Raw genomic sequence first — 22,287 nt, 5'->3', positions numbered from 1 at the left:
ATGAGTGATCTGATCACCCGCGCGCAGATCGCCCTGCTGTCGCGGACCCTGCACGTGCCCGAGGCGACGCTGGCCCACCTCGAGAAGCTGGGCGCCGCCCACTTGCACGAACTGCAGGAACGCATGGCGAAGGTGATGTTCGCGGAGCACAACGCGACGTTCTCGCGGCTGTCGCTGCTGGTGCCCGTCATCCCGCTGTCCATCTCGATCCCGCTGATCCAGCGCATGGTGCCGCCGGTGATGGCCGGGCGCGCGGCGGGCGCGATCGGGGTCGACCATCCGAAGAAGGCCGCCGAGGCGGTGGCGCTGCTGGATCCGTCCTACGCCGCGCAGGCCGCGCCGTACATGGATCCGCACAGCGTGGGCCAACTCGCCGATATCGCCCCGGTCAAGCCGGTCATGCGAATCATCAACGAGCTGCTGCGGCGCGGGGACTACATCACCGCGGGACCGTTCCTGGCCTATGCCACACCGACATTGGTGCGCGCGGTCGAGGAGGACGTGCACGACGACGAAGGCATGATCCGGTCGGCGTCGTTCGCGTACTCCGGGGAGAACATCAGCGTCATCCTGCGCCACCTGCTCGTCGGCGAGGGCAAGCGCATCCCGAAACTGGTGGACACCATCCTCACCGGCTCCGAGGAGCTGCGGCTGGCCGCGCTGTCGGTCTTCGCGCGCTGCGACGACGATGTGATCCCGGCGATCGGCGACATCCTGTTCGATCAGGGTTCGCCCGAGCAGATCGCCGATCTGATCCGCACTTTCCGCGACGCGGGAGCCATCCCGGAGACGCTGCGGTTCGTCGCCGGACTGAGCCCCGAGGCCTTGAACCGGCTGGCCGCCAATCCCGTTGTGGCCGATCCCACCACCCTCGCCGCGCTCACCGACGCGGTGGACGGTTCCACCGATCCCACGGCGTGGCGGGGCCTGCTGACCCTGGCCAACCGCACTGAACCGGCCGTGGCCGGCGAATTCGCCGCGGCGATCGCGCGATTCGATGCGGCCACGCTGGAGCGGGTCGCCGAGCTGGGATTGGGCGAGGAGTTGACCGCGCTCACCGCGCAGTCGACGAAGTAGCGCACCGCGGCGGTGCGGGCCGGGATTCCGGCCCGCACCAACGGTTATCGCCGGGTGGGCGCGCCTCGCAGCTCCTCGATGGTCCGCTCGAACGCCGCCGTGCCGTGGCCGGCGTCGATCTGCCGGTCCACGAGAGTGGCCAGACCACTGAGGGGTTCGTCGGTGATTCCGGCATCGGCCGCCGCGCCACGCAGGGCGTCGAGAGCCGATTTGGTGAACAGCAGGTCCTGGAAGACGTCGGCGGTGTAGTCGCCGCCGTCGATGATCTTCGCGTAGGCGGGCAGGGTGTTGGTCATGGCGGTCAACCATCCGGCGGCGCGGGTCGCGAACTCCGAGGCCGTCACTCCGGCCGAACCCATCAGCGCCGCACCCTGGAAGAAGCCGCCGAACATGGCGTACATGGCGGACAGCAGCGCGAAGTCCCACAACGCGGCCACGCCCGGTTCGGCTCCGAGATAGTCGGCGGCGCCCAGCGATTCGAGGGTCGGGCGCCACGCCTGGAAGACCGTGGCCGAGCCGCTGTAGAGGATGCTCGCGCCGGGGCCGCCGATCATGTCGGGTACCGCCATGATGCCGCCGTCGAGGAAGTCGATCCCGTGCACGGCCGCCCACGCAGCCAGCTCGCGGGACTGCTCGGGTGTGGTGCTGGTCAGATTGAGCCACTGCTTGCCGGTCAGGTCGGCGGCGATCGGGTCGAGGATCTCGTGCACCGAGGCGTGGTCGAGCAGGACCGTGATGATCAGTTCGCCGCCGCGCACAGCGGCACCGGCGGTCGCGGCCGCCACCGCACCCGCGGCGACCACGTCGGTGTGCCGGCCCGGTGTGCGGTTCCACACCGTGGCCGGGATTCCGGTGCCCACGAAGCGGGTGGCCAGCGCGCGGCCCATCGCCCCGAGCCCGAGTACGGTGACCGGGCTGTGCTGGGTGTTCGTCATTGCGGGACAACTCCTTCTGGCAGGGTCGAGGACTTTCGGCGCGCGCTGTACCGAGGTTGCCGGGCTCCGGGCCGGGCGACAAGTACGCACTAATTCCTCAGACACTGACCGGAAGGTATGTGTCCAGCTCTCGGGCACGAACGGCACCACACGCAGGTGTGCACCGAGTGCAGAATTCGGTTCGGTCGCCGAATCCTGTGCGGGCGAGGCGATCGCGGCGTGGGCTACTGCCCGTCGGTGGTGCGAGCGGCGGCCTGGGATCCGGCGACACGGCCGAAGGCGAGAGCGTCGGCGATGTGGAAGCCGCCGTCCTTGCACCAGGAGTAGGTGGAGCTGACATTGCCGGCGGCGTAGAGGCCGCGAATGGTCGCACCGAACGGGTCGAGGACTTCGGCGTGCTCGTTGCGGCGGGGTCCGCCATTGCTCCAGGCCAGAATGGGGGCGCTGGTGAAGGCGTAGTAGGGCGGCTCCGTGATCGGGGCCAGGGTCTTTGCGGGGCGGCCGAACTGGTCGTCGGATCCGGCCGCGCAGGCCGCGTTGTAGCGGTCCAGGGTGGCGCGCAGGACCTCCGGGTCGACGTCGATCAGCTCGGCCAGTTCCTCGACGGTGTCGGCGCGGTGGATCCAGCCCTTGCCGATCTCGGCGCTGTTGTCGGAGCTCCACTCGTAGCCTTCGATGAGGCTGGCCCAGCCGACGGCGAGGCGTTCGCGCCCGGGAACGATCGGGCCTGCGCGACGGGCGGACTCGTCGAAGACGATGTGCATGGGGGTGGTGGGGAACAGCTGGTAGCTGCCGTTGATGCGGGCGTGGCCGTGGCCCAGGGCGACGCGCTCGTTGCAGAGGCGGCGGCCGTCGAAGCCGAGGTAGACGAAGGCGTTGGTGGCGGGGAAGGCGGTGTAGAAGCCGGCTTCGTAGCCGGGGGCGCGCAGGCCGGGCAGGGTCATCATGTTGGACATGTGCCACAGGTCGGCTCCGGCCTTGACGGCCATGCGCAGGCCGTCGCCGGTGGCGGCGGGGGTGCCCCACACGACCGGGTCGGTCAGGCGCAGGTGGTCACGGACCAGATCGGGGTCGGCCTCGAAACCACCGGTGGCCAGGACGACTCCGCGCCTGGCACGGATCCGCAGCGGGCTGCCGTCGGCGGTTTCGGCGAGCACGCCGAGGACCGTCCCGTCGTCGGTGACGAGCTCGCGGGCCGCAGCGCCCAGACGGACCTCGATATCGCGGGCGCGGACCGCGTCGGACAGGGCCGCCCACAGCAGCCCGTCGCCCATGCGGCCTTCGACGCCGATCCAGCCGCGCATGACGTCGCTGCCCTCGAGATCGGGGAACTCCGCGGGCGGCGCGACCGCCAGACCGATCGGGATACCGAGGCTTTCCATCCAGGCGCTGTTACGGGCGGTCTCGCGCGCCCACACCTCGATCACCGGTTCGGGGATCGGCCGTCCGGCGCTGAGACTGCGCAGGTAGACCGCGGCCCGCTCGGGGTCCTGGTTGTCGAACCACACCGCGCCCGAGACCCGGGTGCTGCCGCCGGCGCGGGCGCCGGACTCCTTGTCCAGCACCAGCACTCGGGCCCCGGCGTCGTGGGCGCTGATGGCGGCCGCACAACCGGCCCCGCCGAAGCCCACGACCACCACATCGGTCTCGACATCCCACGACATTCCCGCGTCGACCACGACCGCACCGTCCTCTCGTCTCGTCCATCGCGAACGGTCCCAGCACCGCGCGCGGACCAAAAACGCCTGTCCCACTCACCGGGTGCCGACGCGGGGACCGGATGCCGCGCCCCAGGTGCGGTCGGCGAACCGGACGCCCACCGACACAGTCGCACCCCGATCCTCCTCCCACCGCGCAACCCGATCGCTCTCCGCGCAGCCCGATCGCATCTACAGACGCTCCGGAGCACTGACACCTAGCAGGCCGAGGCCGTTGGCGAGATCCCGACGGGTGGCCTTGACCCGCTCGAGGCGAGTGCCTCGAGCGGGGTGACCTCGTCGTCGCCGTACGGGATGACGCGCATCGTCTTGTCGGACTGGAAGGCGTGTCGGTCCGACGTACCCGACCGGTCAGGCGGGTGCGCCGAACCAGGTGGTGAGCGCCTCGACCAGGTCGTGGGGTTCGGCCGCGGTCCAGCACACGATGCCGTCGGGGCGAATCAGCAGAGCTGTGGTATCGCGCGGCTGGGCCGGTTTGGCGGTGACGATGGTGACGCGATCCGACCAGGGCGCCAGCTCGTCTCGCAGGGTCGTGGAGTCGGTCAGGTCCAGGAGAACGCCGCGGCCGTCGGCGAAGTGGTCGGCGACCCGGGTGCCGTCGGCCAGCTCGAAATCGGGGGTGGCTCTACCAACGAGGGGATCGGCGCTGCCCAGGTCGTAGCGGTGCAGGACGCCAGCGATCTTGGCCAGGACCTGGGTGGTGGCGGCGCGGGTGTCGAGCAGTTCGGCGGTGACCGCGCGCAGAGCGCGGCTGCGCGGATCGGTGCGCATGAGCGCGATCTGCGCGCGGGTCCAGTCCAGCACCCAGGCGCCGATCGGGTGGCGTTCGCGAGAGTAGGTGTCCAGCAATGATTCCGGGGAGCGGCCGCGGATGACGGCGGCCAGTTTCCAGCCGAGGTTGACCGCGTCGCCCACTCCCAGGTTGAGGCCTTGGCCGCCGAAAGGGGAGTGCACGTGGGCGGCGTCGCCGGCGAGCAGCACCCGGCCCTGGCGGTAGTCGGGGACCTGGCGGGTGTTGTCGGTGAAGCGGGTCGCCGAGATGACTTTCGCGATGGACACTGTCACGCCGGTGACGCGTTCGAAGCTGTCCTCGAGTTCGCGGGCGGTGATCGGGGCGTCGCGGTCGGCGGGCGGGCCGTCCAGTTCGACGGTGAGGAAGCGTCCGGGTACCGGGCCGTTGACGAAGATGCCGGTGGGGGTGGTGTGCCAGCCCAGCGGCACGTCCTCCGCGCCGGTCATCTCGACCATGGCCTGGCGGCCGGTGATTTCCGGGTCGAGACCGGGGAATTCGAATCCGGTGAGCTTGCGCACCGTGCTGCGGCCGCCGTCGCAGCCGACCAGCCAGCCCGCGCGGATGGCGTGACCGCCGCAGACGACGGTGACGCCGATCCCGTCGTCGGCGACACCGGTCACCTCGACGCCGCGGCGCACCGGCACACCGAGTTCGGCGGCCCGCTCGGCGAGCATGGCCTCGATGGACTGCTGGGCGATGAAGCGGAACTCTCCGGCCGGGCCGACATCGGCGAAGGCCGGGTCCTCGCCGTCGATATTGTCCTGCCAGAGCATGATTCCGGCGAAGTGCGCGCCCGCGGGCCGCCGCACCGGTGCGATGTGGCTCTGGTCGCGGCCACCGAAGATCTGGCCCATGCGCGCCAGGGCCGCCTCCTGGACCTCGCGCATCCGTGGCAGCAGGCCCCGCCGGTCCAGGGCTTGGGCGGTGGGCACGTTGATCCCGCCCGCCTTGATGGTCATATCCGGTGCGGCCAGCCGTTCGACGACCAGGACGTCCACGCCCGCCAGCCGCAGTTCGCACGCCAGCATGAGTCCGACCGGTCCGGCCCCGACCACCACCACATCTCGTGTCTCGTTCATGGGAATCACTGTGGTGGTGGCCGATTGCCGGAGTCTTGCGTCGGCTTGCGTGCGGCTTACACGCGCGAGGCGCGGTTCATCCCGTCAGTTCCAGCCGCGCTGGTCCTGCTTGAGGGCGGTGTCGATGGCCAGTCCGGACGCGACCACCATCGACACCAGCGGCTGGGGCAGCCGGTGGTGGATCTGCACGACGTAGTTGTCGGCGGAGGTGAACATGGTCTTGAGCAGGCCCTCCCACGTCTTGGTGATGCGGGCGACCTCCTGACCGGTGTGGTCGTGGATGGCGAAGTTCCAGGCCCGCCAGTTCTCGGCGCGAATGCCGCCGATCTGCTGGCCGTTGACCATGAAGGCGAAGTTGATCTTGCCGATCATGTTCTCCTGGATGATCTCACCGATCGGCGCGCCATTGCCGTGCTCGAGCAGGAACCTCGACTTGAATACCTTGGCGGGCCGGGTGATCCGCATCAGGCACTGGCCGTGGGCGTCGCGGATCTCCAGCTTGTGGGTCATGAACTGGTCGTAGCTGGACAGGAAGCGCACGGCCTTCTTCAGCGCCGACTGCCCGACCTCGGCGACCGCTCCGATCTGGCGGCCGTGCTGGTCGAAGACGCTGTACTCGTTGACCATTTCGATCAACTTGACCTTCTGGTTCACCACCAGCACGGGCTCGGTGAACACGGTCCCGCCGCCGTTCTGGGTCGGCGCGACTCCGGCCTGCTGCTGTACCTGACGCTGGATGTCGCCGGGGTTGTTCGCGCTGCCGACCTCGATCTCCCAGGGGCTGGCCTCACTGCGGGGTGCGAACTGCTGGGGCTGCTGCGGGGCGTACCCCTGCTGGGCGTGGGGCTGCTGGGGCGCGCCTTGCTGCGCGAACTGCTGGTGAGGCGCGTACTGCTGTTGCGGTGCGCTCTGCTGCGCGAAATGCTGCGGGCCCGTGCCCTGTTGCGCGTATTGCTGCTGGCCGGAGCCCTGCTGGTGATGCTGGGGAGCGTGCTGCTGCTGGGCGTGCTGCTGCGGCTGCTGCGGCAGGCCGGGTTGCTGGGCCGGGGCGGGTTGCTGTTGGGGCTGCGTGTGATTGGTCCATTGGCTGCCGTCCCACCAGCGCAGAACTGGGGATCCGGGACGCTCGGGGTACCACCCCGCGGGTTGACTCATGGCCCGAATCCTAACGTCGTACAGGGACTCTGCACTTTTTGCACTTTTTGCCGGGTAGTCACCTCTATGATGGGCCCTCGACATCGGGAAGCCGGGTCCACGCGCTCGAGGAAACGGGGAAAACATGTCCGCCACAGTCGAATTCGCGGGTTGCCAGGCGGACACGGAGCGGCCGCGATTATGACCGACCTGGTGACGCGAGCCCAGCTCGTCCTGCTGGCCCGGACCCTGCACGTGCCGGTAGAACGGCTCGCCCACCTCGAACACCTCGGCCCGCACCGGCTGCACGAACTCCAGCAGCGCATGGCGGCCAACCTTTTCGACCAGCACACCCCGGTCTTCGAGCGCATGGCCACGCTGGTCCCGATCATTCCGCTGGCGATCTCGCTGCCCATCGTGCAGCGGCTGGTGCCGCCGTCGATGACCGGCCGCGCCGCCGGGGCGATCGGCGTGAAGTATCCGGCCAAGGCGGTCGAGGCCCTGCTGCGCCTGGATGTCGGCTATGCCGCGGACTGCGGCCCGTACCTGGATCCACGGACTGTCGGCCAGCTCACCGACGACGCCCCGCCCGCCCCGGTGGTGGCGATTCTCAACGAACTGCTCGCGCGCCGCGACTACATCACCGCCGGACCGTTCCTGGCCTACGCGACACCGGAATTGATCAGCGCGGTCGAGCAGGGCGTGCCCGATGACGAGGGCCTGATCCGCTCGGCCGCCTACGCCTACTCCTCCGAAGCGATCAGCGCGGTGATGCGCCGGCTGCTCACCGGCGAGGGCCGGCGGCTGCCGCGGATGCTGGGCACGGTCATCAACGGCTCCAAGGAGTTACGACTCGAGGCGCTGTCGGTGTTCGCGCGTTGTGCGCCCGATGTGATCGGCGCGGTCGGCGACATCCTCTTCGAGGTGGCCCCGCCCTCCGCGGTGGCCGATCTGCTGACCACCTTCATCGCCGCCGACGCCACCGAGGACATGCTGCGTTTCGTGGGCAGGCTCAGCCCGCATGCGCTGACCCGGCTGGCGCTGAATCCGGTGCTGCCCGAGATCGCCGACGCGCTCGTCGACGCCGTCGACGGCAGCAGCGATGTCGGGGTGTGGCGCGGGCTGCTGGAACCGCTGGCGCGCACCCCCGACGAGGTGCGCCGCCGCGCCGGGATGCGGCTGGCCCGCCTCGACGCGGCCACCCTGCTCACCCTGCCCGCCCTGGCCCAGGCCGCACGGTTGTGGCCGCCGCTGCTGTGGGTGCTGGCCGCCACCGATGTCGATGTGCAGTCGCGCATCGGGGAACTGTGGGCCACCGCGACCCGGCTGGACCTCGACGTTCTCGAACGCCGCATCGCAGACCAGCGCCTGGAGTCGACGCTCGCCACCCTCACCACCACCATCCGGGTGTTGCGCTGACCCGGGAATCCTTGCGCGATCACTGATTTCAACCGTCCGTGGCGGCCCGACCTGCGGCGCGCCGCGGTGCCGAGGGCGGCGGGCCGACACCCGGGCGCGCGAAGGTGGTAGGAAAGTGACGTGCCCGAAACCGCCGAAACCCACACCCCCCGTGCCGTGTCGGAAGTGGTGAACCTGGTCAGCAGGCTGATCCAGTTCGATACCTCCAATACCGGCGAACTGGAGACCACCAAGGGCGAGCGTGAATGCGCGCAGTGGGTGGCCGAGCAACTCGAGGCCGCCGGGTACGAGACCGAGTACGTCGAGTCCGGCGCGCCGGGGCGCGGCAATGTGTTCGCACGCCTGAAGGGCGCGGACTCCTCGCGCGGTGCGCTGATGATGCACGGGCACCTGGACGTGGTGCCCGCCGAGGCCGCCGACTGGAGTGTGCACCCGTTCTCCGGCGCGGTCCGCGACGGCTACGTGTGGGGGCGCGGGGCCATCGACATGAAGGACATGGTCGGCATGATGCTGGCCGTGGCCCGCCAGTTCAAGATCGAGGGCACGGTACCGCCGCGCGACATCGTGTGGGCGTTCGTGGCCGACGAGGAGAACGGCGGCCGCTGGGGCTGCCAGTGGCTGGTCGAGAACCGGCCCGACCTGTTCGAGGGCGTCACCGAGGCGGTCGGGGAGGTCGGCGGGTTCTCGCTGACCGTGCCGCGGCCCGACGGCGGTGAGCGGCGGTTGTACCTGGTCGAGACCGCGGAGAAGGGGCTGGGCTGGATGCGGCTGCGCGCCAAGGCGCGCGCCGGGCACGGCTCGTTCCTGCACGACGACAACGCGGTGACGATCCTGGCGCAGGCGGTGGCCCGGTTGGGCACCCACACCTTCCCGCTGGTGGTGTCGGATTCGGTGGCCGAGTTCCTGGCCGCGGTGTCGGAGGAGTCGGGGCTCGAATTCGATCCCGCCGCACCGGGTATCGAGGATCAGCTGGCCAAGCTGGGCACCATCTCGCGGATCATCGGCGCGACGCTGCGCGACACCGCCAATCCGACCATGCTGCGCGCCGGGTACAAGGCCAATGTGATTCCCCAGACCGCCGAGGCCGTCGTCGACTGCCGGGTGGTGCCGGGGCGTCAGGCCGAGTTCGAGCGGGAGGTGGACGCGCTCATCGGCCCGGATGTGGAACGGGAGTGGATCACCAAGCTCGACTCCTACGAGACCACCTTCGACGGGCATCTGGTCGACGCCATGAACGACGCCATCCTGGCCCACGATCCGGCCGGGCGCACCGTGCCCTACATGCTCTCGGGCGGCACCGACGCGAAAGCGTTCGCCAAGCTCGGGATTCGCTGCTTCGGGTTCGCGCCGCTGCGGCTGCCGCCCGAACTGGATTTCTCGGCGCTGTTCCACGGGGTCGACGAGCGGGTTCCGGTGGAGTCGCTCGAATTCGGCGCCCGCGTGCTGGAACACTTCCTGTTGCACAGCTGACGATTCGAAAGGACTGCTCGTGCCCGACTATTCGTACGACCCGTACGCCGCGCTGCCGCAGCTGCCGGAATTCACCCTGACCTCCACCGATATCAGTGAGGGCAAGCCACTGGCGCTGGATCAGGTCAGCGCGCTGGCCGGTGCGGGTGGATCCGACATCTCCCCGCAGCTGAGCTGGTCCGGATTCCCCGCCGAGACCAAGAGTTTCGCCGTCACCATGTACGACCCGGACGCGCCGACGGCCTCCGGATTCTGGCACTGGGTGCTGGCCAATGTGCCGGTCACCACCACCAGCCTCGAGACGGGGCAGGCGAGCAAGGGTGGCTCGCTGCCCGCCGGGGCTCTGCACCTGCGCAACGACGCGGGCCTGCACGAGTACACGGGTGCGTTCCCGCCCGCCGGACACGGTCCGCACCGCTATTTCGTCGTGGTGCACGCGGTCGGGGTGGAGCGGCTCGAGGTCGATGAGAACGCCTCGCCCGCCTACCTGGGGTTCAACTTGTTCATGAACGCGATCGGGCGCGCCACCCTGATCGGAACGCACGAGCAGAAGTAGTCGTTCACGCCGAACCGACTGTGGCCCTGGGCGATTCGCTCGGGGCCACAGTCATGTCCCGGGGGCGTCCCGGCCGGCGGGCCGAGTCGGCCGCGCCGCGATCGAGGACCCCGGCCGAGGACGGACGATCGACGACCGGGTCGTGATCGAGCGCTAATCGGCGGCCGACTGCTCGGCCAGACCGCGCAGTCCCGCCGCGAGGTCCTGCGCCGCGGGCGCGTGCTCGGGGTCGATGAGGTACTGGACCAGCAGGCCCGCGATGAGGGTTTGCAGCACCGCGCCGACCGCGGGGTCGCCGCCGCCCAGGTCCTGTGACAGGCCCGCGCGCGCTTGTTCCTGCGCGGCACCGATTTCCGCGCGCAGGCCGGGGGAGTGCATGGCCTGGGCCATGGATTCGACATTGGCGGCCCAGATCACCCGGTCGCTGGTGAAGGAGTCGATCAGCCGCTGCCAGAAGGTGTTCAGGCGCGCGGTGGGATCTCCGGCGTCGTCGGCGGGCAGGGAGTCGAGGATGTGCGATACCGCCGCCGCGGTCGCCTCGAGCATGGCCTGGTTGAGCAGCCGGTCGCGGGTGCCGAAGTGGTAGTTGATGGCGGCCAGGTTGGCCCCGGACGCGGCGACGATGTCGCGCACGGTGGTGCGGGCGTAGCCGCGTTCGGCCAGGCAGTGCTTGGCAGCGGCCAGCAGGTCTTCTCGGGTTCCCACGCGGGTCAGCCTAACAGCGGGGTGAACGGTTGTTTGTAACGCGTGTTTCAAACATTTGTTTTGAACGTTTGTATGAAACATGTGTATGGTCGGTGGTGGCACGAACCCATCGCACGGAAGACGAGTCCGATATGACCGCACGACCGTTGTCTCCCTTCGAATCCGGATATTTCGCCGCGGACGCCCGGCTGGGCAGCGTGCCCGTCGGCGGGATGCCGCTGTTCATCGGCTCGGCCGTACGCGGCGGGGTCGACGAACGCATCCTCAGACGGGTGCTGGGCGAGCTCGCCGCCGGGCATGTGCTGCTGCGCAGTCGCGTGGTCACCGTCGACGGGGTCGCGCGGTTCGTGGCCGGGGATCCGGTCACACCGACGCTGACCGTGCGTGAGGGCGGCGTGGACGAGTACTGGGAGCTGGTGAACAGTCCGCAGGACTGGGAGGCGGGACTGTTCCGGGCGGTGCTGCTGCGCGGGGTCCGCGAGAGCCGGATCGTACTGGTCATCCATCACGGGATCAGTGACGGGCGTTCGGCATTCGCGCTGCTCGAGGAGATGTGGCGGCGCTATGCCGCGCACGCGGCGGGTGTCGAACTGCCGCTGCATGATTCGGACGACGCGCTGATCGGCGGGGTCGACGACCTGCTGGCCGCGGTGGTCGGCGAGGCGGAGGTGGACGGGTTCCTGGCGCACCTCGGGCAGGAGATCGCCGCGGCCGCACCGGCGGATGCGCCGCGCACGATGCCGCACGACGGGGACGGGGTCGGGGATGCCGGTGGGCGATTGGCGTTGCGGCGCATCGAGTTGTCGCCGGGCCAGACCGCGGAACTGGTCGACGTGGCTCGGGGGCGGGGGATCTCGGTCAACAGTGTGCTGGCCGGGGCGGCGCTGGCGGCGGTGCGCGGGGAACTCGCGGGGGCCGGGCCGATTCCGTTGATGTGCGGGCATGCCGCGGATCTGCGGCCCGATCTGTCGCCACAGGTGCCGGTGTCGACGGTCCTCAACTGCGCCTCGGGCGCGGGGACACCGGCGCTGGTGGATCGCGACGCCGATCCGCTGGCGGTGGGCGCGGTCGTCGACGCCGGCATGCGGGTCCTGCGCGAGAGCCGGTTCCCGGCGTTGTTCCTGCGCGCCGCGCAGCGCCCGCTCGCGCCGCACGTGGCCGCGATGCTGTCGCAGCCGCCGGCGATCGCCTTGTCGAATATGGGCCGGCTGCCCGCCCATCCGATGCCCGCCGGGCTGGAGTTCGTGCGCGACGAGGTGTTCGCGATGGCGGCGGGCATGCCGCCGAAGATGACGATCTTCACCGTCGGCGGGCGGTTGACGGTGCAGGTGGAGTACGACACCGCCGAGCACAGTCATACCCGCATGGGCCGGGTGGCCGAGGCGATGAGCGATCGGCTCGCACGCGTCACCCGGGTGGCCGTGCGCGGTTGACAGTGGCGGTGCGGGGCTGAGAACGGCTGTGGGCCCGGACATCACGTCCGGGCCCACATCGATTCCGGGGGTGCAGCGCCCCGGGATCAGCTCAGGTTGATGACGCCCTCGGGTGCGGGGGTCAGGTACAGCGCGGCGATCTCGGTGGCGTACTTGGCCGCGATCGGGTTGCGCTTGAGCTTGAGGGTCGGGGTGAGTTCGTCACCACCGGGCTCCCAGCCCAGATCCAGGATGGTGAACCGCTTGATCGACTCGACCCGGTTCAGCTTGGCGTTGGCGGCCGAGATGGCGGCCTTGATCTCGGTGATGATCTCCGGGTGCGCGGCAAGGGTTTTCAGGTCGGCGTCGGGCATGCCCAGCGCCTTGGCCCGCACCACCGCGATATCGGGGTCGAGCACGATCAGCGCGGAGATGTAGGGCTTGGCGTCGCCGATCGCCACCACCTGACCGACCAGCGAGGACGCCGCCTTCACGGTGTTCTCGATATTGGTGGGAGACAGGTTCTTACCCGCCTCGGTGATGATGAGTTCCTTCTTGCGGTCGACGATGGAGATGTAGCCCTCGCCGTCGATGGTGGCTACGTCGCCGGTGTGCAGCCAGCCGTCGGCGTCGATGGCCTCGGCGGTCTTGTCGGGCATCTTGCGGTAGCCGTGGGTGACGATGCCGCCGCGCAGCAGCAGCTCCCCGTCCTCGGCCAGGCGCACCTCGACCCCGCGCAGCGGGATGCCGACGGTGCCCGGCTTCGGCTTGGCCAGCGGGGTGTAGGTGCCGACACCGCTGGTCTCGGACATGCCCCACACCTCGGTCACCGTGAAGCCCAGGCCCAGCAGGTATTCCAGGGTCTCCGGCGGGATGGCGGCCGCGCCGGAGGCGGCCACGCGCAGCTCGTCGAAGCCCAGGGCGTGGCGCAGCTTCGACAGCACCAGCGCGTCGGCCAGCTTGTGCTGCACATCCAGCAGGGCGCCGCGGCCGGTGCCGGCCAGATCGGCGCGCGCGGCCTGTGCGCCGACGCCCAGCGCCCAGTTCGCGAGGGCTTTCTTCACCGGGCTGGCCTCGGTGGCCAGCTTGGCGTCGATACCGGCCTTGATCTTCTGCCACACGCGCGGCACGCCGAAGAACGCGGTCGGGCGGGCGTCGGGCAGGGCGGCGGCGATTTCGCGCGGGTCGGGCACGCACGTCATCTGGACGCCGGTGAACAGGTTGGCGCAGTGTCCCGAGATCCGGTCGGCCACATGGGCGGCGGGCAGGTAGGACACCGAGCGGTCGTCGAGGCCGACGGTCAGCGGGCCATCGACCAGGCCCACGATCTGGGCGACCACATTGCGGTGGGTCAGCTCCACGCCCTTGGACGGGCCGGTGGTGCCGGAGGTGTAGATCAGCGTCGCCACGTCGTCGGGCTGCACGGCCCGCCAGGCGGCGTCGAAGTCGAAGTCGGGTTGCGGGGCGGCCTCCACCTCGGCCAGCGTCAGTGTGCCCGCGGCCGAACCCTCGACCAGCACAATGTGTTCCATCTCCACGCCGGCGCCGCGGACCACGTCCAGGAACGCGGGTTCGGTGATGACCACGCGGTTCTCGGCATTGGTGAACAGGTGCGCGATCTGTTCGGGGGAGCTGGTGTTGTAGATCGAGAACGGCGTCGCACCCAGGTGCAGCGCCGCGGTGTCGACCAGATTGAACTCGGGCCGGTTGGTGAGCATGATGCCCACCGCGTCCCCGCGCCCCACCCCGAGCGCCGCCAGCCCGGCGGCGATCGCGCGCACCCGCTCGCCGTACTCGCGCCAGGTGAATTGCCGTGTGCCCCCCACGGTCCGCAATGCCACCTGCCCCGGCCGCAGCGTCAAGGTTTCCTGGAACGCCTCCGGAATCGTGTGGACGGTCTTGCCCGATGCGTGCGCGTACCCGATGTCAGTCGTCATAAGCCCTTTTCCCGATAGCCTCTCGCTTCGCCGTCCACCCGCGCGTCCACCAGCGCGAACCTTCGAAGTCCGAGACCACGACCAACCCGTCACGCGATGGCCACGCGTCACCTGTGGCGCGGCTCACTCATCGTAACCAGACTTTCGCGACTGTGTCGCGTGCAACAGCGGTCAGCGGGGTGGCCGGAATTGTCAATTGAGCCTCGGCGACGGTTCAGCCGGCGGGGGTGGGGTGGTGCCGCGGGCGTTGGGCGAGTTGACGACGCCAGGCCCGCAGACGGAGGCGCACCGAGGTGCGGGCGGGGTGCCAGGTTACGGCGGTCGCGGCCAATGCCATGAAGGCGAGGACCGCGAGTTCGCGTGGGGCCCAGTAGATCGCGGCGGTGGTGGCCACCACGCCGAGGGCGAAGCAGGTTTGTTCGATCCTCCGGCCGATTCGGCGGAACGAGTAGGGCGGCAGGCGATGCCCGCGGTGGATTCGCTTGGCTTCCATGTACTCCCGCGCCCAGTGGCTGCGGGGTTCGGTGATCAGGGGCACCGGGGTGACGGTGATGTCGCCTCGTTGCAGGGCGTGCACCTTGTCGGGGTTGTTGGTCAGCAGGCTGACCGCGTGCAGGCCGAGCTGTTCGGTGAGGAAGCGGGCGGCGGTGTCGAACTCGCGAGAGTCGGGCTCGAAGCCGAGGGCCCGATAGGCGTCGAAGGTGTTGCGTCCCTCGGTTTGTGTGACGCGCAGGCCTTTCGCTTTCACTTCGAGGCCCGCGCCGCGGCCTTCCTGTTCGAGGTAGAGCAGCACGCCGGCGTCGGCGCGCTGGATCATGTCCATGGCCTGGTCGAGTTCGGGGCCGCAGTCGCAGTCGTCGGAGTGCAGGGCGTCGCCGTAGAGGCAACGGGAGTGAATGCGCACCAGCGGGGCCCGGAGGCGGTCGATATCGCCGAAGATGAGGGCCTGGCCGCCGTCGCGTCCCGGTATCGAGTGGACCCGCACGCGGATCTCGGCACCCTTGCGGGTGAGAAGATGACTGGTGCAGGCGAGTTTCTGTGAATTCACCAGATCCGCAACAGCAATCGACTCGTCCGCAACGCTCACGTGACCGCCTCGTATCCCCGCGAGCCGCGATCCGCCGCCCGACAGTGTCCGTTGGTGTGTGGTAACCGCCGGTCAGGAAGGTGCGCAGCGGCAGCGATCCGACCGTTGCTGCGGAGTTGCCAGGCGGCACACGCAGACGGTGCCGAAGCCTACCCTTTCCCGGCGATCACCGAGCGTATCCGGAGAGAATCATCGGCCACCGATTCCGGCGCGCGCCGTTACGCCCTGTTCAGCGATCCGGACAATCAGGACGGCATCGGGACATACCATTCACTGATGGGTTCTCGGCCGGCGAAAGACGTTAGCCGACAAGCGATATGGGCCAGCCTCGACCACGCCAGCCACTGGATCTCCCGCAAGGGCCAAGAGCTCCGCGTCCGGGTCACCGACCTGCCCACCGACGCGGAGACCGGGCACATTCTGGCCTTCGGATCCATCGACGACAACTGCCTGGTCCGCATCCACTCGCAGTGCCTCTACGGTGAATCGCTGTCGTTCCAGGACTGCGACTGCGGACCCCAACTCGAACGCTCCCTCGACCTGATCCAGGCCGCCGGATCGGGCATCCTGGTCTACCTCGAACAGGAGGGCCGCGGGTACGGGCTGCTGGCGAAGGCTCGCGGCTACGAGATCAGCGAGCGCAACCGCCTCGACACCTACGACAGCTATCGGACGTTGGGGTACAGCGAGGACAAGCGCGACTACACCCACGCCGCACAGGCGCTGGTCGCTCTCGGGCTGACCCGGGTGCGGTTGATGACCAATAATCCGCACAAACTGCAGGCCGTGCGCGACGCCGAGATCCACGCCACCGTCATCCCGCTGCGCACCGCGCCGCGGACTCGCCGGGAAGCCGACTACCAGCAGGCCAAACGCCGCCACGGGCACTGGATTCCGACCGCCGACCCACCGTGGTCGCCCGACCTCTAGAACGCGTCCAGGGTCGCGTCGATCGCCTCGCGGGTGGGCATGGAGTCGGGGATGCTCGTCTCCTTGCTGGCACGCGCGGGAATCGCCGCGGCGGCCCACACCAGGTTGGCGTGCCCGGCCTGTCGGCGGTGGTCGGGGTCGGGGGACCGGGGTTGGGTCATCAATCGGGCGATGAACGCGGAAGCGAACGCCGACGAGGCTCCGGGCGCTCCCGGCCGGTCGGTTTGGATGTCGGCCCACACCGGCTCCGCGGCCGGGTCCCCGGCCGAGTACATCGCGCAGCTGTCGCCGTGCAGGACCACGACCGACCCGACCCCGTGCGTCACCAATTGCGCTGCGATATCGGCGGTTTCGGCCCCTGGACGCAGCGCGGCCAGTTCACCGACCGAGGCGATCAGGTAGTCGACCGTCCGGAGATAGCCGGGCAACTGAGCGGGGAATCGTTTCGGCGGCGGCGTGGCGCTGACGAACAGCCACGGCCGCGACTCCCGGTCGGCGATCGCGTCCGCTACCGCCGCGAGCACCTCGACGTTCTGCTCGAAGGTCAGCAGCACGGCATCGGCGTGGACGAGCGCACGCGTGATCGGGATGTCGGCGATATCCCTGGCGTCGAAGCGGATCCGGTCGTCCTTGCCCGCCACCGAGTAGTTCCCGCCGTCGCGGGCAACGGTCACCGCCGCGGTCGGGGTGGGCCCGCGCCGCGCACGCAGCAGACTGGTGTCCACACCGCGCGCGCGGAGATAGTCGACGATCAGCCCGGCCTTGTCGTCGTCGCCGACGGCCGCGAACAGACGCGCGTCCACTCCGAGCCTGGCCAGAGCGACTGCCCGGTTCAGTCCTTTACCTCCGGCGTGCTCGGAGAATTCCCCGTACAGCGAGTCCCCGGCCCGCGGCAGGACATCGACGGTACAGATGCGGTCCCACGCGGCGTCGCCGATCACCACGGCGCTCGGCCGTGTAGTCGCACCGGGAAGGCCGTCGGCGGCAACGGACTCGAGGGTGAGCACCCGTGCCAGCGCGGTGAACGCGTCCTCCTCCCGCCGGCCACGCAAGGCGCGATTATTGCGCGGCACCTGAGCGACCGGCACGCCCAGATGTTCGTGCAGCGTCACCCAGTGCAGCGCGAGACTGTCTCGTCGCTGCCCCAGCTCGGGGCCGTAGAGCTCTTCGGCGATCGATGCCGGCAGCTGATCGGCCAGCATGGACAGGTTCAGTTCCGCGTCGACGATCAAGCGGTCGGCCGGGTCGAGGGTGCCCGCGATGTAGCGCAACGCTTCGGGGAGCGCCGCTTTCGGGTCGCGGCCGGTGAGGTGAGCGACCCTGCGGACGATGACCAGGCCGAGCAACGCGCCGAGGTCGACCGAGCGGTCGCGGTCGCCGCCCATGGCCCAGCGCTTGCGCAGTTGCAGCAGGGTGTCACGCACGGCGCGCACGTCGTTGTCCTGCGCGGCCGTGTCGGCGCCACTGCTTCCCAGGTTCGGCTGCATCATCATTCGCCCCAACCATAAGACCGTCCACGTTTGAACGTCGGCGGAAACGGCAATCCAATTGTGACAGCGTCAAACTGCGATTCGGAAGTGCCAAATGCCATCCTGGAATTGGCAAATGAGCGCCGCCCGACCAGATGTACCGGGAGGTTCCCGATGACCGGACTACTCACGATCCGGCGGATCCAGCGGCGCGCGCCCCGCGCGTGTGGTGCGGCGGATACCGATCTCGGGGCGAACATCGCGCTGCGATAGGCGAATTCGCCCGTCCACGTCGCCTCGGCCCAGCTCCGCGTCACATTCGATCCGGCGGTGACGCCTCCTCGTCTCATCGGAGGCCATCATGATCTACCCGAGCGCCAGCTCGATCACCAGCAGCGTCACCGGCGAGTGCGCCGAACGGCTGCCCCGCCACCCCGAACCGGTCTGGCGGCTCAGCTGGCGGCAGTCGCCGCTGCTGACGCGGGAGGAAGCGCTGGCGGCCATGGAGCTGACCGAGCTCCTGCGGCGCGAACCCAGTGGCAGCGGCCCGGCCTGGACACGCGCGTGCGCCCTCGGCGCCGCGCTGGGCATCGATGTCGAGGATGCCCGCATCGTCTTGCGCGAGCGTCGCAGGGAACGGGGAGAGTCATGACCATCTACACCACCGACGACTGGACGATGACCAGCGATCTGACCGATGAGAGCGCGGTGCGGGTGGCCGGCCGCTGGACGCTGGCGTGGCGGTGCAGCTGGATGCCGGATCGATTGCTGACCTGTGCGCAGGCGCTGGCGGCGATGGTGCCGGCCGAGGCGGTGGCCGTCGACCCGTCTCCGCGCGCGGAGGCCGCGCAGGGGCGGATTGTCGCCGCGGCGGGCGAAGTGGGGATTCCGTTGGAGCAGGCGGTGTTTCTGCTGCTGCGGCGCCGGACGGCTTGACCTACCGACCGATCCGATCCGAGGGGTGGGGCAGAGTCGATGAGGGGATGGCAGGGCCCGCGCGGCGACCGGTCGCGGCGGGCCGAAGACGGTGGACGCACGGAGATCCCGTGGCGTGCGCCGATGGCCTTGGGAGGTCCTGATGACGATCGATATCACGACGCGGGCGATGACCAGTGACATCAGCCCCGAGTACGCGCTGCGCGAGTACCGCCGCGGTGAGGTGGTGTGGCGGTTGAGTTGGCTTCCGGCACAGCACCTCACCCACGATCAGGCCCGGGCGGGGATGGAACTCGACGAGGTGCTCTCCGATCCGGAGGTCGTCTACGACGAGGCCGCGCACCGGTGGGCCGCCGATCTGGCCACCCGGCTGGGGATCGGGGTCGAGCGCGCGGTGATTCTGCTGGCACAGCGATTGGCCGAACGTCTGCACCGCGAGCTGCTCGACGAGGAGCCCGAGTCGCCGGCGGCGATGCTGTGGGGCTGGGGCACCGCCGCGCACGGGGCGGCGTCGACGGGGGCCCGGTCCCGGCATCTGTGGGGCTGACCGCACGACCAACCGGCCGTGCGGTCTTCCGGGCGAATCGAAAGGTGTTGCCCGCGAACGGGTCAGGCCCGGGCGCGGTGTTCGGCGCCGACGGCTTCGGAGAGGTTGGCGTAGCCGTGTTCGCGGAGCTTGGCGGCCAGGCCGCGGTGAATGTGCTTGGCCCACAGCGGTCCGCCGTAGATGAAGCCGGTGTAGCCCTGCAGCAGCGAGGCGCCGGCGAGGATGCGGGCCCAGGCCTGGTCGGGGGTTTCGATGCCGCCGACGGAGATGAGGACCAGTTTGTCGCCGACGCGGGTGTAGAGGCGGCGCAGCACCTCGAGGGAGCGGTCGGCGACCGGGGGGCCGGACAGGCCGCCGGCACCGATGGGTTCGACGGTGGCGGCGGGGGTGGCCAGGCCGTCGCGGCGGATGGTGGTGTTGGTGGCCACGATGCCCGCCAGACCGAGTTCGACGGCGAGGTCGGCGACGGCGTCGATGTCGTCGTCGGACAGGTCGGGGGCGATCTTGACCAGCACCGGGACCGACACCGAGTCGAGCACGGCCTGCAGGATCGGGCGCAGCGAGGCGACGGCCTGCAGGTCACGCAGGCCGGGGGTGTTGGGGGAGCTGACGTTGACGACCATGAAGTCGGCCAGCGGGCCCAGCAGTTTCGCCGAGATCGCGTAATCGGTGGCGGCGTCCTCGGGTTCGACGACCTTGGTCTTGCCGATATTGGCGCCGATGGGGACGCCGCCGGGCAGCCGGTGCGCGAGATGCTCGGCCGCGGCGGCGGCGCCGAAGTTGTTGAACCCCATGCGGTTGATGAGCGCCCGGTCCGCGGGCAGGCGGAACAGCCGCGGCGCGGGATTGCCGGGCTGAGCCTGAGCGGTGACGGTGCCGATCTCGGCGTAGCCGAAACCGAGCGGGCCCCACGCGTCGACGCCGTCGGCGTTCTTGTCGAAGCCGGCGGCCAGACCCAGCGGCGCGGGGAAGTCCACGCCGAACACGCGGGTGCGCAGGATCGGATCGTCGGCCACCAGGACCTTGCCGGTGAGGGCGCGGCCCGGGGTGAACCGGGTCGCCAGCTTCATCGCGGCGAAGGCCAGATGGTGGATGCGTTCCGGCGGAAGCAGGAACATCAGCTTCAGCAGCAGGGCGTACAGGCGCTCATACATAGGGGGTTACATCACCGCCTCGGGTGTCGGGGATAGCAGGGGAGTGGTCTTGCGGCGGCGCAGTAACACGCGGCGGCTGCCGTCGGTGTAGGCGCGCACCCGCGAGAGTTCCCAGCCACCGAATTCGGCGTGAATGGACAGTCGCATGGTGGCGGTGACCCTGGTGACGCCGGGTGGCAGCCGCAGGGGCACGTACTCCCATTCGTCGCTGGATTCCTCCCAGCCTTCGGGTAATGTGCGCGATTGGTGCGCCGATCGTGAGGCCCGAGCCATCACTGCCCTCTCTTCCGCTGGTCCGCGCCGATCCGCTGCAGACCGTCGCCGGTCGCGGATCCCACGAACAGGTCACCGGTGCGGGCATCGACGGTCACCGAGTTGGGCTGGCGCACCGTCGGGTAACGCCCCACCTCTACCGGTATACCCGTCGACAGCTCGTAGCCGACGACTTCGTTGCTGCCTGTCAGCGTCACCCACACGGTCTCCGACCGCTGATCGTAGGCGAGCGCGTAGGGCGAAGAGCCTACCGGGAAACGCTGGTGCAGGACCAAAGGATCGGTGGTGTAGACCAGCAGTTCGGCTCCGGCGGTATCGGTGACCAGGCGTCGGCCGAAGTGGTCGCCGATCATGTTGGTCACCCCGTCACCGGCGCGCAGCGCCAGGCCGAGCTTGTGGGCGTCGAGGTCGAGCTCCACGATCGCGGACTGGCGGCGGTCCACCACGACCACCGAGCCGTCGCCGGTGTCGATCGCGTCGGCGGCCGACAGGCCCGTAATGGTGTGGCGCACAGTGCCGTCCGCGTCGAGCAGCAGCACCCGGCCGTCGGCCAGCCCCGCCACCAGCGACCCGTCGGCGCGCAGGCCCACCGAGTGCAGGTCGCCGTCGACGGCGACGGTGGTGAGCGCGCCGCTGGCGACGTCGACGCGAACGATCTTGTTGGGCACCGCGATCAGCACCTCGCCGGGCTTGCCCGCGACGAGGGCGGCGGCCTTGCCGGGCAGGGTGACCGGGCGGGTGACGCCCTTGTCGATCAGGTTCACGGTGGTGCCGGAGTCCACCACCGCGGCCAGGATGCCGGTGGCCGGTTCGTCGAGCAGCAGCGCGATGGGCGCGCTCGCGGTCACCTGCCCGACGGGGGCCGGGGTGGCGGTGGGCGCGGCGGCCGGGGTGGCCGGGTCGCGGGTGGCGTTGTTCGCGTTGTCCGGCTGGTCCGAACATCCGGTCAGCAGGGTCACCACGGTCACACCCGCGAGGACTGAACCGATCCAGCCGCGACGGCGCATGCAGCGAACTCCTTACTGACCGAACTGACCGACGAAATCATGCGTGCTCTCCAATCTGACCATGTCCCGGGTTCCAGCCGTGTGACCGGGGGTCCGCGTGCCGATCTCGCGCACGCATCCGGCGCCGACTTGCATGATGTGACATGGGGTTTCGGTGGCGGTGTCGGGGCATGCGGTTACCGTGGAGTGCAAAAGCGGTCTGTATCAGGGAGATCTGTTGGTTGCCGACCAGAGCGCGGGGTTCACCGTCGAGGACGTGACCGTCGGGCGCTACGCGCACGGCTTCGGCGTCACCGGGGACGGGCGGTCCTTCGCCTTCCGAACCCATCGATCCACCCTCACCGTGGAGATCTACCGCCCCGGCGTGACCACCGCGGTCCCGGCCCCGGAGGACGTCGAGGCGATCGCGGTGGCCCCGGTCACCGACATCGATCTCGACGACGAACGCAGCGTGGTGGCCCTGGTGCGCGACCTGATCCCGCAGGCCGTACCGGTCCCGGCGGCCCAGCCGCGCGAGGCGACCACGGTGCGCGCACTGCTGGGCCGGTTGGGCGCGGTGATCGAGGGACGCTGACGCCCACGGGCGGCGCTGTCTGTGACACAGAGAGCACTTCCGGGCGCGGGGCGTGCCAAACTAGCGGCACACAAC

The 22,287-nt window shown here is 69.8% G+C and carries 21 protein-coding genes; 10 read left to right on the top strand and 11 right to left on the bottom strand.

Annotation, left to right across the window (positions count from 1 at the left end; genetic code table 11):
- Complete coding sequence (locus ABZ412_RS04620) at positions 1–1,077, top strand: hypothetical protein (protein ID WP_357276313.1); 1,077 nt, start codon at positions 1–3, stop codon at positions 1,075–1,077.
- Positions 1,078–1,121: 44 nt separating this feature from the next.
- Here the strand turns inward: ABZ412_RS04620 and ABZ412_RS04615 are convergent, their stop codons facing one another.
- From ABZ412_RS04615 to ABZ412_RS04600, 4 genes are all read right to left on the bottom strand, one after another.
- Entirely contained in the window at positions 1,122–2,012 is an 891-nt protein-coding gene (locus ABZ412_RS04615; protein ID WP_357276311.1) for an NAD(P)-binding domain-containing protein, read from the bottom strand.
- Between the two features lie 224 nt (positions 2,013–2,236).
- Entirely contained in the window at positions 2,237–3,691 is a 1,455-nt protein-coding gene (locus tag ABZ412_RS04610; protein ID WP_357276308.1) for an FAD-dependent oxidoreductase, read from the bottom strand.
- A gap of 390 nt (positions 3,692–4,081) precedes the next feature.
- Complete coding sequence (locus tag ABZ412_RS04605; protein WP_357276306.1) at positions 4,082–5,602, bottom strand: FAD-dependent monooxygenase; 1,521 nt, start codon at positions 5,600–5,602, stop codon at positions 4,082–4,084.
- An 84-nt stretch (positions 5,603–5,686) separates the two neighbouring features.
- On the bottom strand, positions 5,687–6,757 hold the full coding sequence (locus ABZ412_RS04600) for a phospholipid scramblase-related protein (RefSeq protein WP_357276303.1): 1,071 nt from the start codon (positions 6,755–6,757) through the stop codon (positions 5,687–5,689).
- Between the two features lie 180 nt (positions 6,758–6,937).
- On the opposite strand from ABZ412_RS04600, the gene ABZ412_RS04595 reads away from it, so the two are divergent.
- From ABZ412_RS04595 to ABZ412_RS04585, 3 genes are all read left to right on the top strand, one after another.
- Entirely contained in the window at positions 6,938–8,155 is a 1,218-nt protein-coding gene (locus tag ABZ412_RS04595; RefSeq protein ID WP_357276301.1) for a hypothetical protein, read from the top strand.
- Between the two features lie 120 nt (positions 8,156–8,275).
- Positions 8,276–9,625, top strand: coding sequence for a M20/M25/M40 family metallo-hydrolase (locus ABZ412_RS04590; RefSeq protein ID WP_357276299.1), 1,350 nt, complete (start codon positions 8,276–8,278; stop codon positions 9,623–9,625).
- 19 nt (positions 9,626–9,644) lie between these two features.
- The gene (locus ABZ412_RS04585) at positions 9,645–10,181 is read left to right on the top strand and encodes a YbhB/YbcL family Raf kinase inhibitor-like protein (protein WP_357276296.1); all 537 of its coding nucleotides are present in this window, start codon (positions 9,645–9,647) and stop codon (positions 10,179–10,181) included.
- A 153-nt stretch (positions 10,182–10,334) separates the two neighbouring features.
- Here ABZ412_RS04585 and ABZ412_RS04580 read toward each other — a convergent pair whose 3' ends face one another.
- Positions 10,335–10,886, bottom strand: coding sequence for a TetR/AcrR family transcriptional regulator (locus tag ABZ412_RS04580; RefSeq protein ID WP_357276294.1), 552 nt, complete (start codon positions 10,884–10,886; stop codon positions 10,335–10,337).
- A gap of 131 nt (positions 10,887–11,017) precedes the next feature.
- Here ABZ412_RS04580 and ABZ412_RS04575 point away from each other — a divergent pair, with 131 nt between their 5' ends.
- Entirely contained in the window at positions 11,018–12,319 is a 1,302-nt protein-coding gene (locus tag ABZ412_RS04575; protein ID WP_357276292.1) for a hypothetical protein, read from the top strand.
- 86 nt (positions 12,320–12,405) lie between these two features.
- Here the strand turns inward: ABZ412_RS04575 and ABZ412_RS04570 are convergent, their stop codons facing one another.
- Positions 12,406–14,235 carry a long-chain fatty acid--CoA ligase gene (locus tag ABZ412_RS04570; protein WP_357276291.1) on the bottom strand — a complete coding sequence of 610 codons (1,830 nt, stop codon included), beginning with the start codon at positions 14,233–14,235 and terminating at the stop codon, positions 12,406–12,408.
- Between the two features lie 214 nt (positions 14,236–14,449).
- A complete protein-coding gene (locus ABZ412_RS04565; protein WP_357276289.1) occupies positions 14,450–15,322 on the bottom strand; it encodes a GTP cyclohydrolase II in 873 nt (290 codons plus the stop codon).
- Positions 15,323–15,598: 276 nt separating this feature from the next.
- Here ABZ412_RS04565 and ribA point away from each other — a divergent pair, with 276 nt between their 5' ends.
- Complete coding sequence (gene ribA, locus ABZ412_RS04560; protein WP_357276287.1) at positions 15,599–16,252, top strand: GTP cyclohydrolase II RibA; 654 nt, start codon at positions 15,599–15,601, stop codon at positions 16,250–16,252.
- On the opposite strand, the gene ABZ412_RS04555 is transcribed toward ribA, so the two are convergent.
- A complete protein-coding gene (locus tag ABZ412_RS04555; RefSeq protein ID WP_357276284.1) occupies positions 16,249–17,745 on the bottom strand; it encodes a PfkB family carbohydrate kinase in 1,497 nt (498 codons plus the stop codon). The genes ribA and ABZ412_RS04555 overlap by 4 nt on opposite strands.
- 337 nt (positions 17,746–18,082) lie before the next feature.
- Here ABZ412_RS04555 and ABZ412_RS04550 point away from each other — a divergent pair, with 337 nt between their 5' ends.
- The 3 genes from ABZ412_RS04550 to ABZ412_RS04540 all read left to right on the top strand — a co-directional run bounded on the left by ABZ412_RS04550 (position 18,083) and on the right by ABZ412_RS04540 (position 19,204).
- Positions 18,083–18,373, top strand: coding sequence for a hypothetical protein (locus tag ABZ412_RS04550; RefSeq protein ID WP_357276283.1), 291 nt, complete (start codon positions 18,083–18,085; stop codon positions 18,371–18,373).
- Positions 18,370–18,657 carry a hypothetical protein gene (locus ABZ412_RS04545; protein ID WP_357276281.1) on the top strand — a complete coding sequence of 96 codons (288 nt, stop codon included), beginning with the start codon at positions 18,370–18,372 and terminating at the stop codon, positions 18,655–18,657. The genes ABZ412_RS04550 and ABZ412_RS04545 overlap by 4 nt, the downstream gene beginning before the upstream one ends.
- A gap of 142 nt (positions 18,658–18,799) precedes the next feature.
- Positions 18,800–19,204: a hypothetical protein gene (locus ABZ412_RS04540; RefSeq protein WP_357276278.1), complete on the top strand. Its 405-nt coding sequence runs from the start codon at positions 18,800–18,802 to the stop codon at positions 19,202–19,204.
- Between the two features lie 62 nt (positions 19,205–19,266).
- Here the strand turns inward: ABZ412_RS04540 and ABZ412_RS04535 are convergent, their stop codons facing one another.
- The 3 genes from ABZ412_RS04535 to ABZ412_RS04525 are packed head-to-tail and all read right to left on the bottom strand — an operon-like array spanning position 19,267 to position 21,638.
- Positions 19,267–20,346 carry a quinone-dependent dihydroorotate dehydrogenase gene (locus tag ABZ412_RS04535; RefSeq protein WP_357277128.1) on the bottom strand — a complete coding sequence of 360 codons (1,080 nt, stop codon included), beginning with the start codon at positions 20,344–20,346 and terminating at the stop codon, positions 19,267–19,269.
- An 18-nt stretch (positions 20,347–20,364) separates the two neighbouring features.
- Positions 20,365–20,631, bottom strand: a complete 267-nt coding sequence (locus ABZ412_RS04530) for a DUF5703 family protein (protein ID WP_357276276.1) — start codon at positions 20,629–20,631, stop codon at positions 20,365–20,367.
- The gene (locus ABZ412_RS04525) at positions 20,631–21,638 is read right to left on the bottom strand and encodes a hypothetical protein (protein ID WP_357276274.1); all 1,008 of its coding nucleotides are present in this window, start codon (positions 21,636–21,638) and stop codon (positions 20,631–20,633) included. The genes ABZ412_RS04530 and ABZ412_RS04525 overlap by 1 nt, the downstream gene beginning before the upstream one ends.
- Before the next feature lie 217 nt (positions 21,639–21,855).
- Here ABZ412_RS04525 and ABZ412_RS04520 point away from each other — a divergent pair, with 217 nt between their 5' ends.
- Entirely contained in the window at positions 21,856–22,212 is a 357-nt protein-coding gene (locus tag ABZ412_RS04520) for a hypothetical protein (protein WP_357098536.1), read from the top strand.
- Positions 22,213–22,287 lie beyond the last annotated feature (75 nt).

Origin of the sequence: Nocardia sp. NPDC005746 (genome assembly GCF_040630785.1) — a bacterium.
Lineage (GTDB): Bacteria > Actinomycetota > Actinomycetes > Mycobacteriales > Mycobacteriaceae > Nocardia.
The sequence above is the reverse complement of the archived record's forward strand: the minus strand, read 5'-3'. Positions and strand labels throughout refer to the sequence as shown.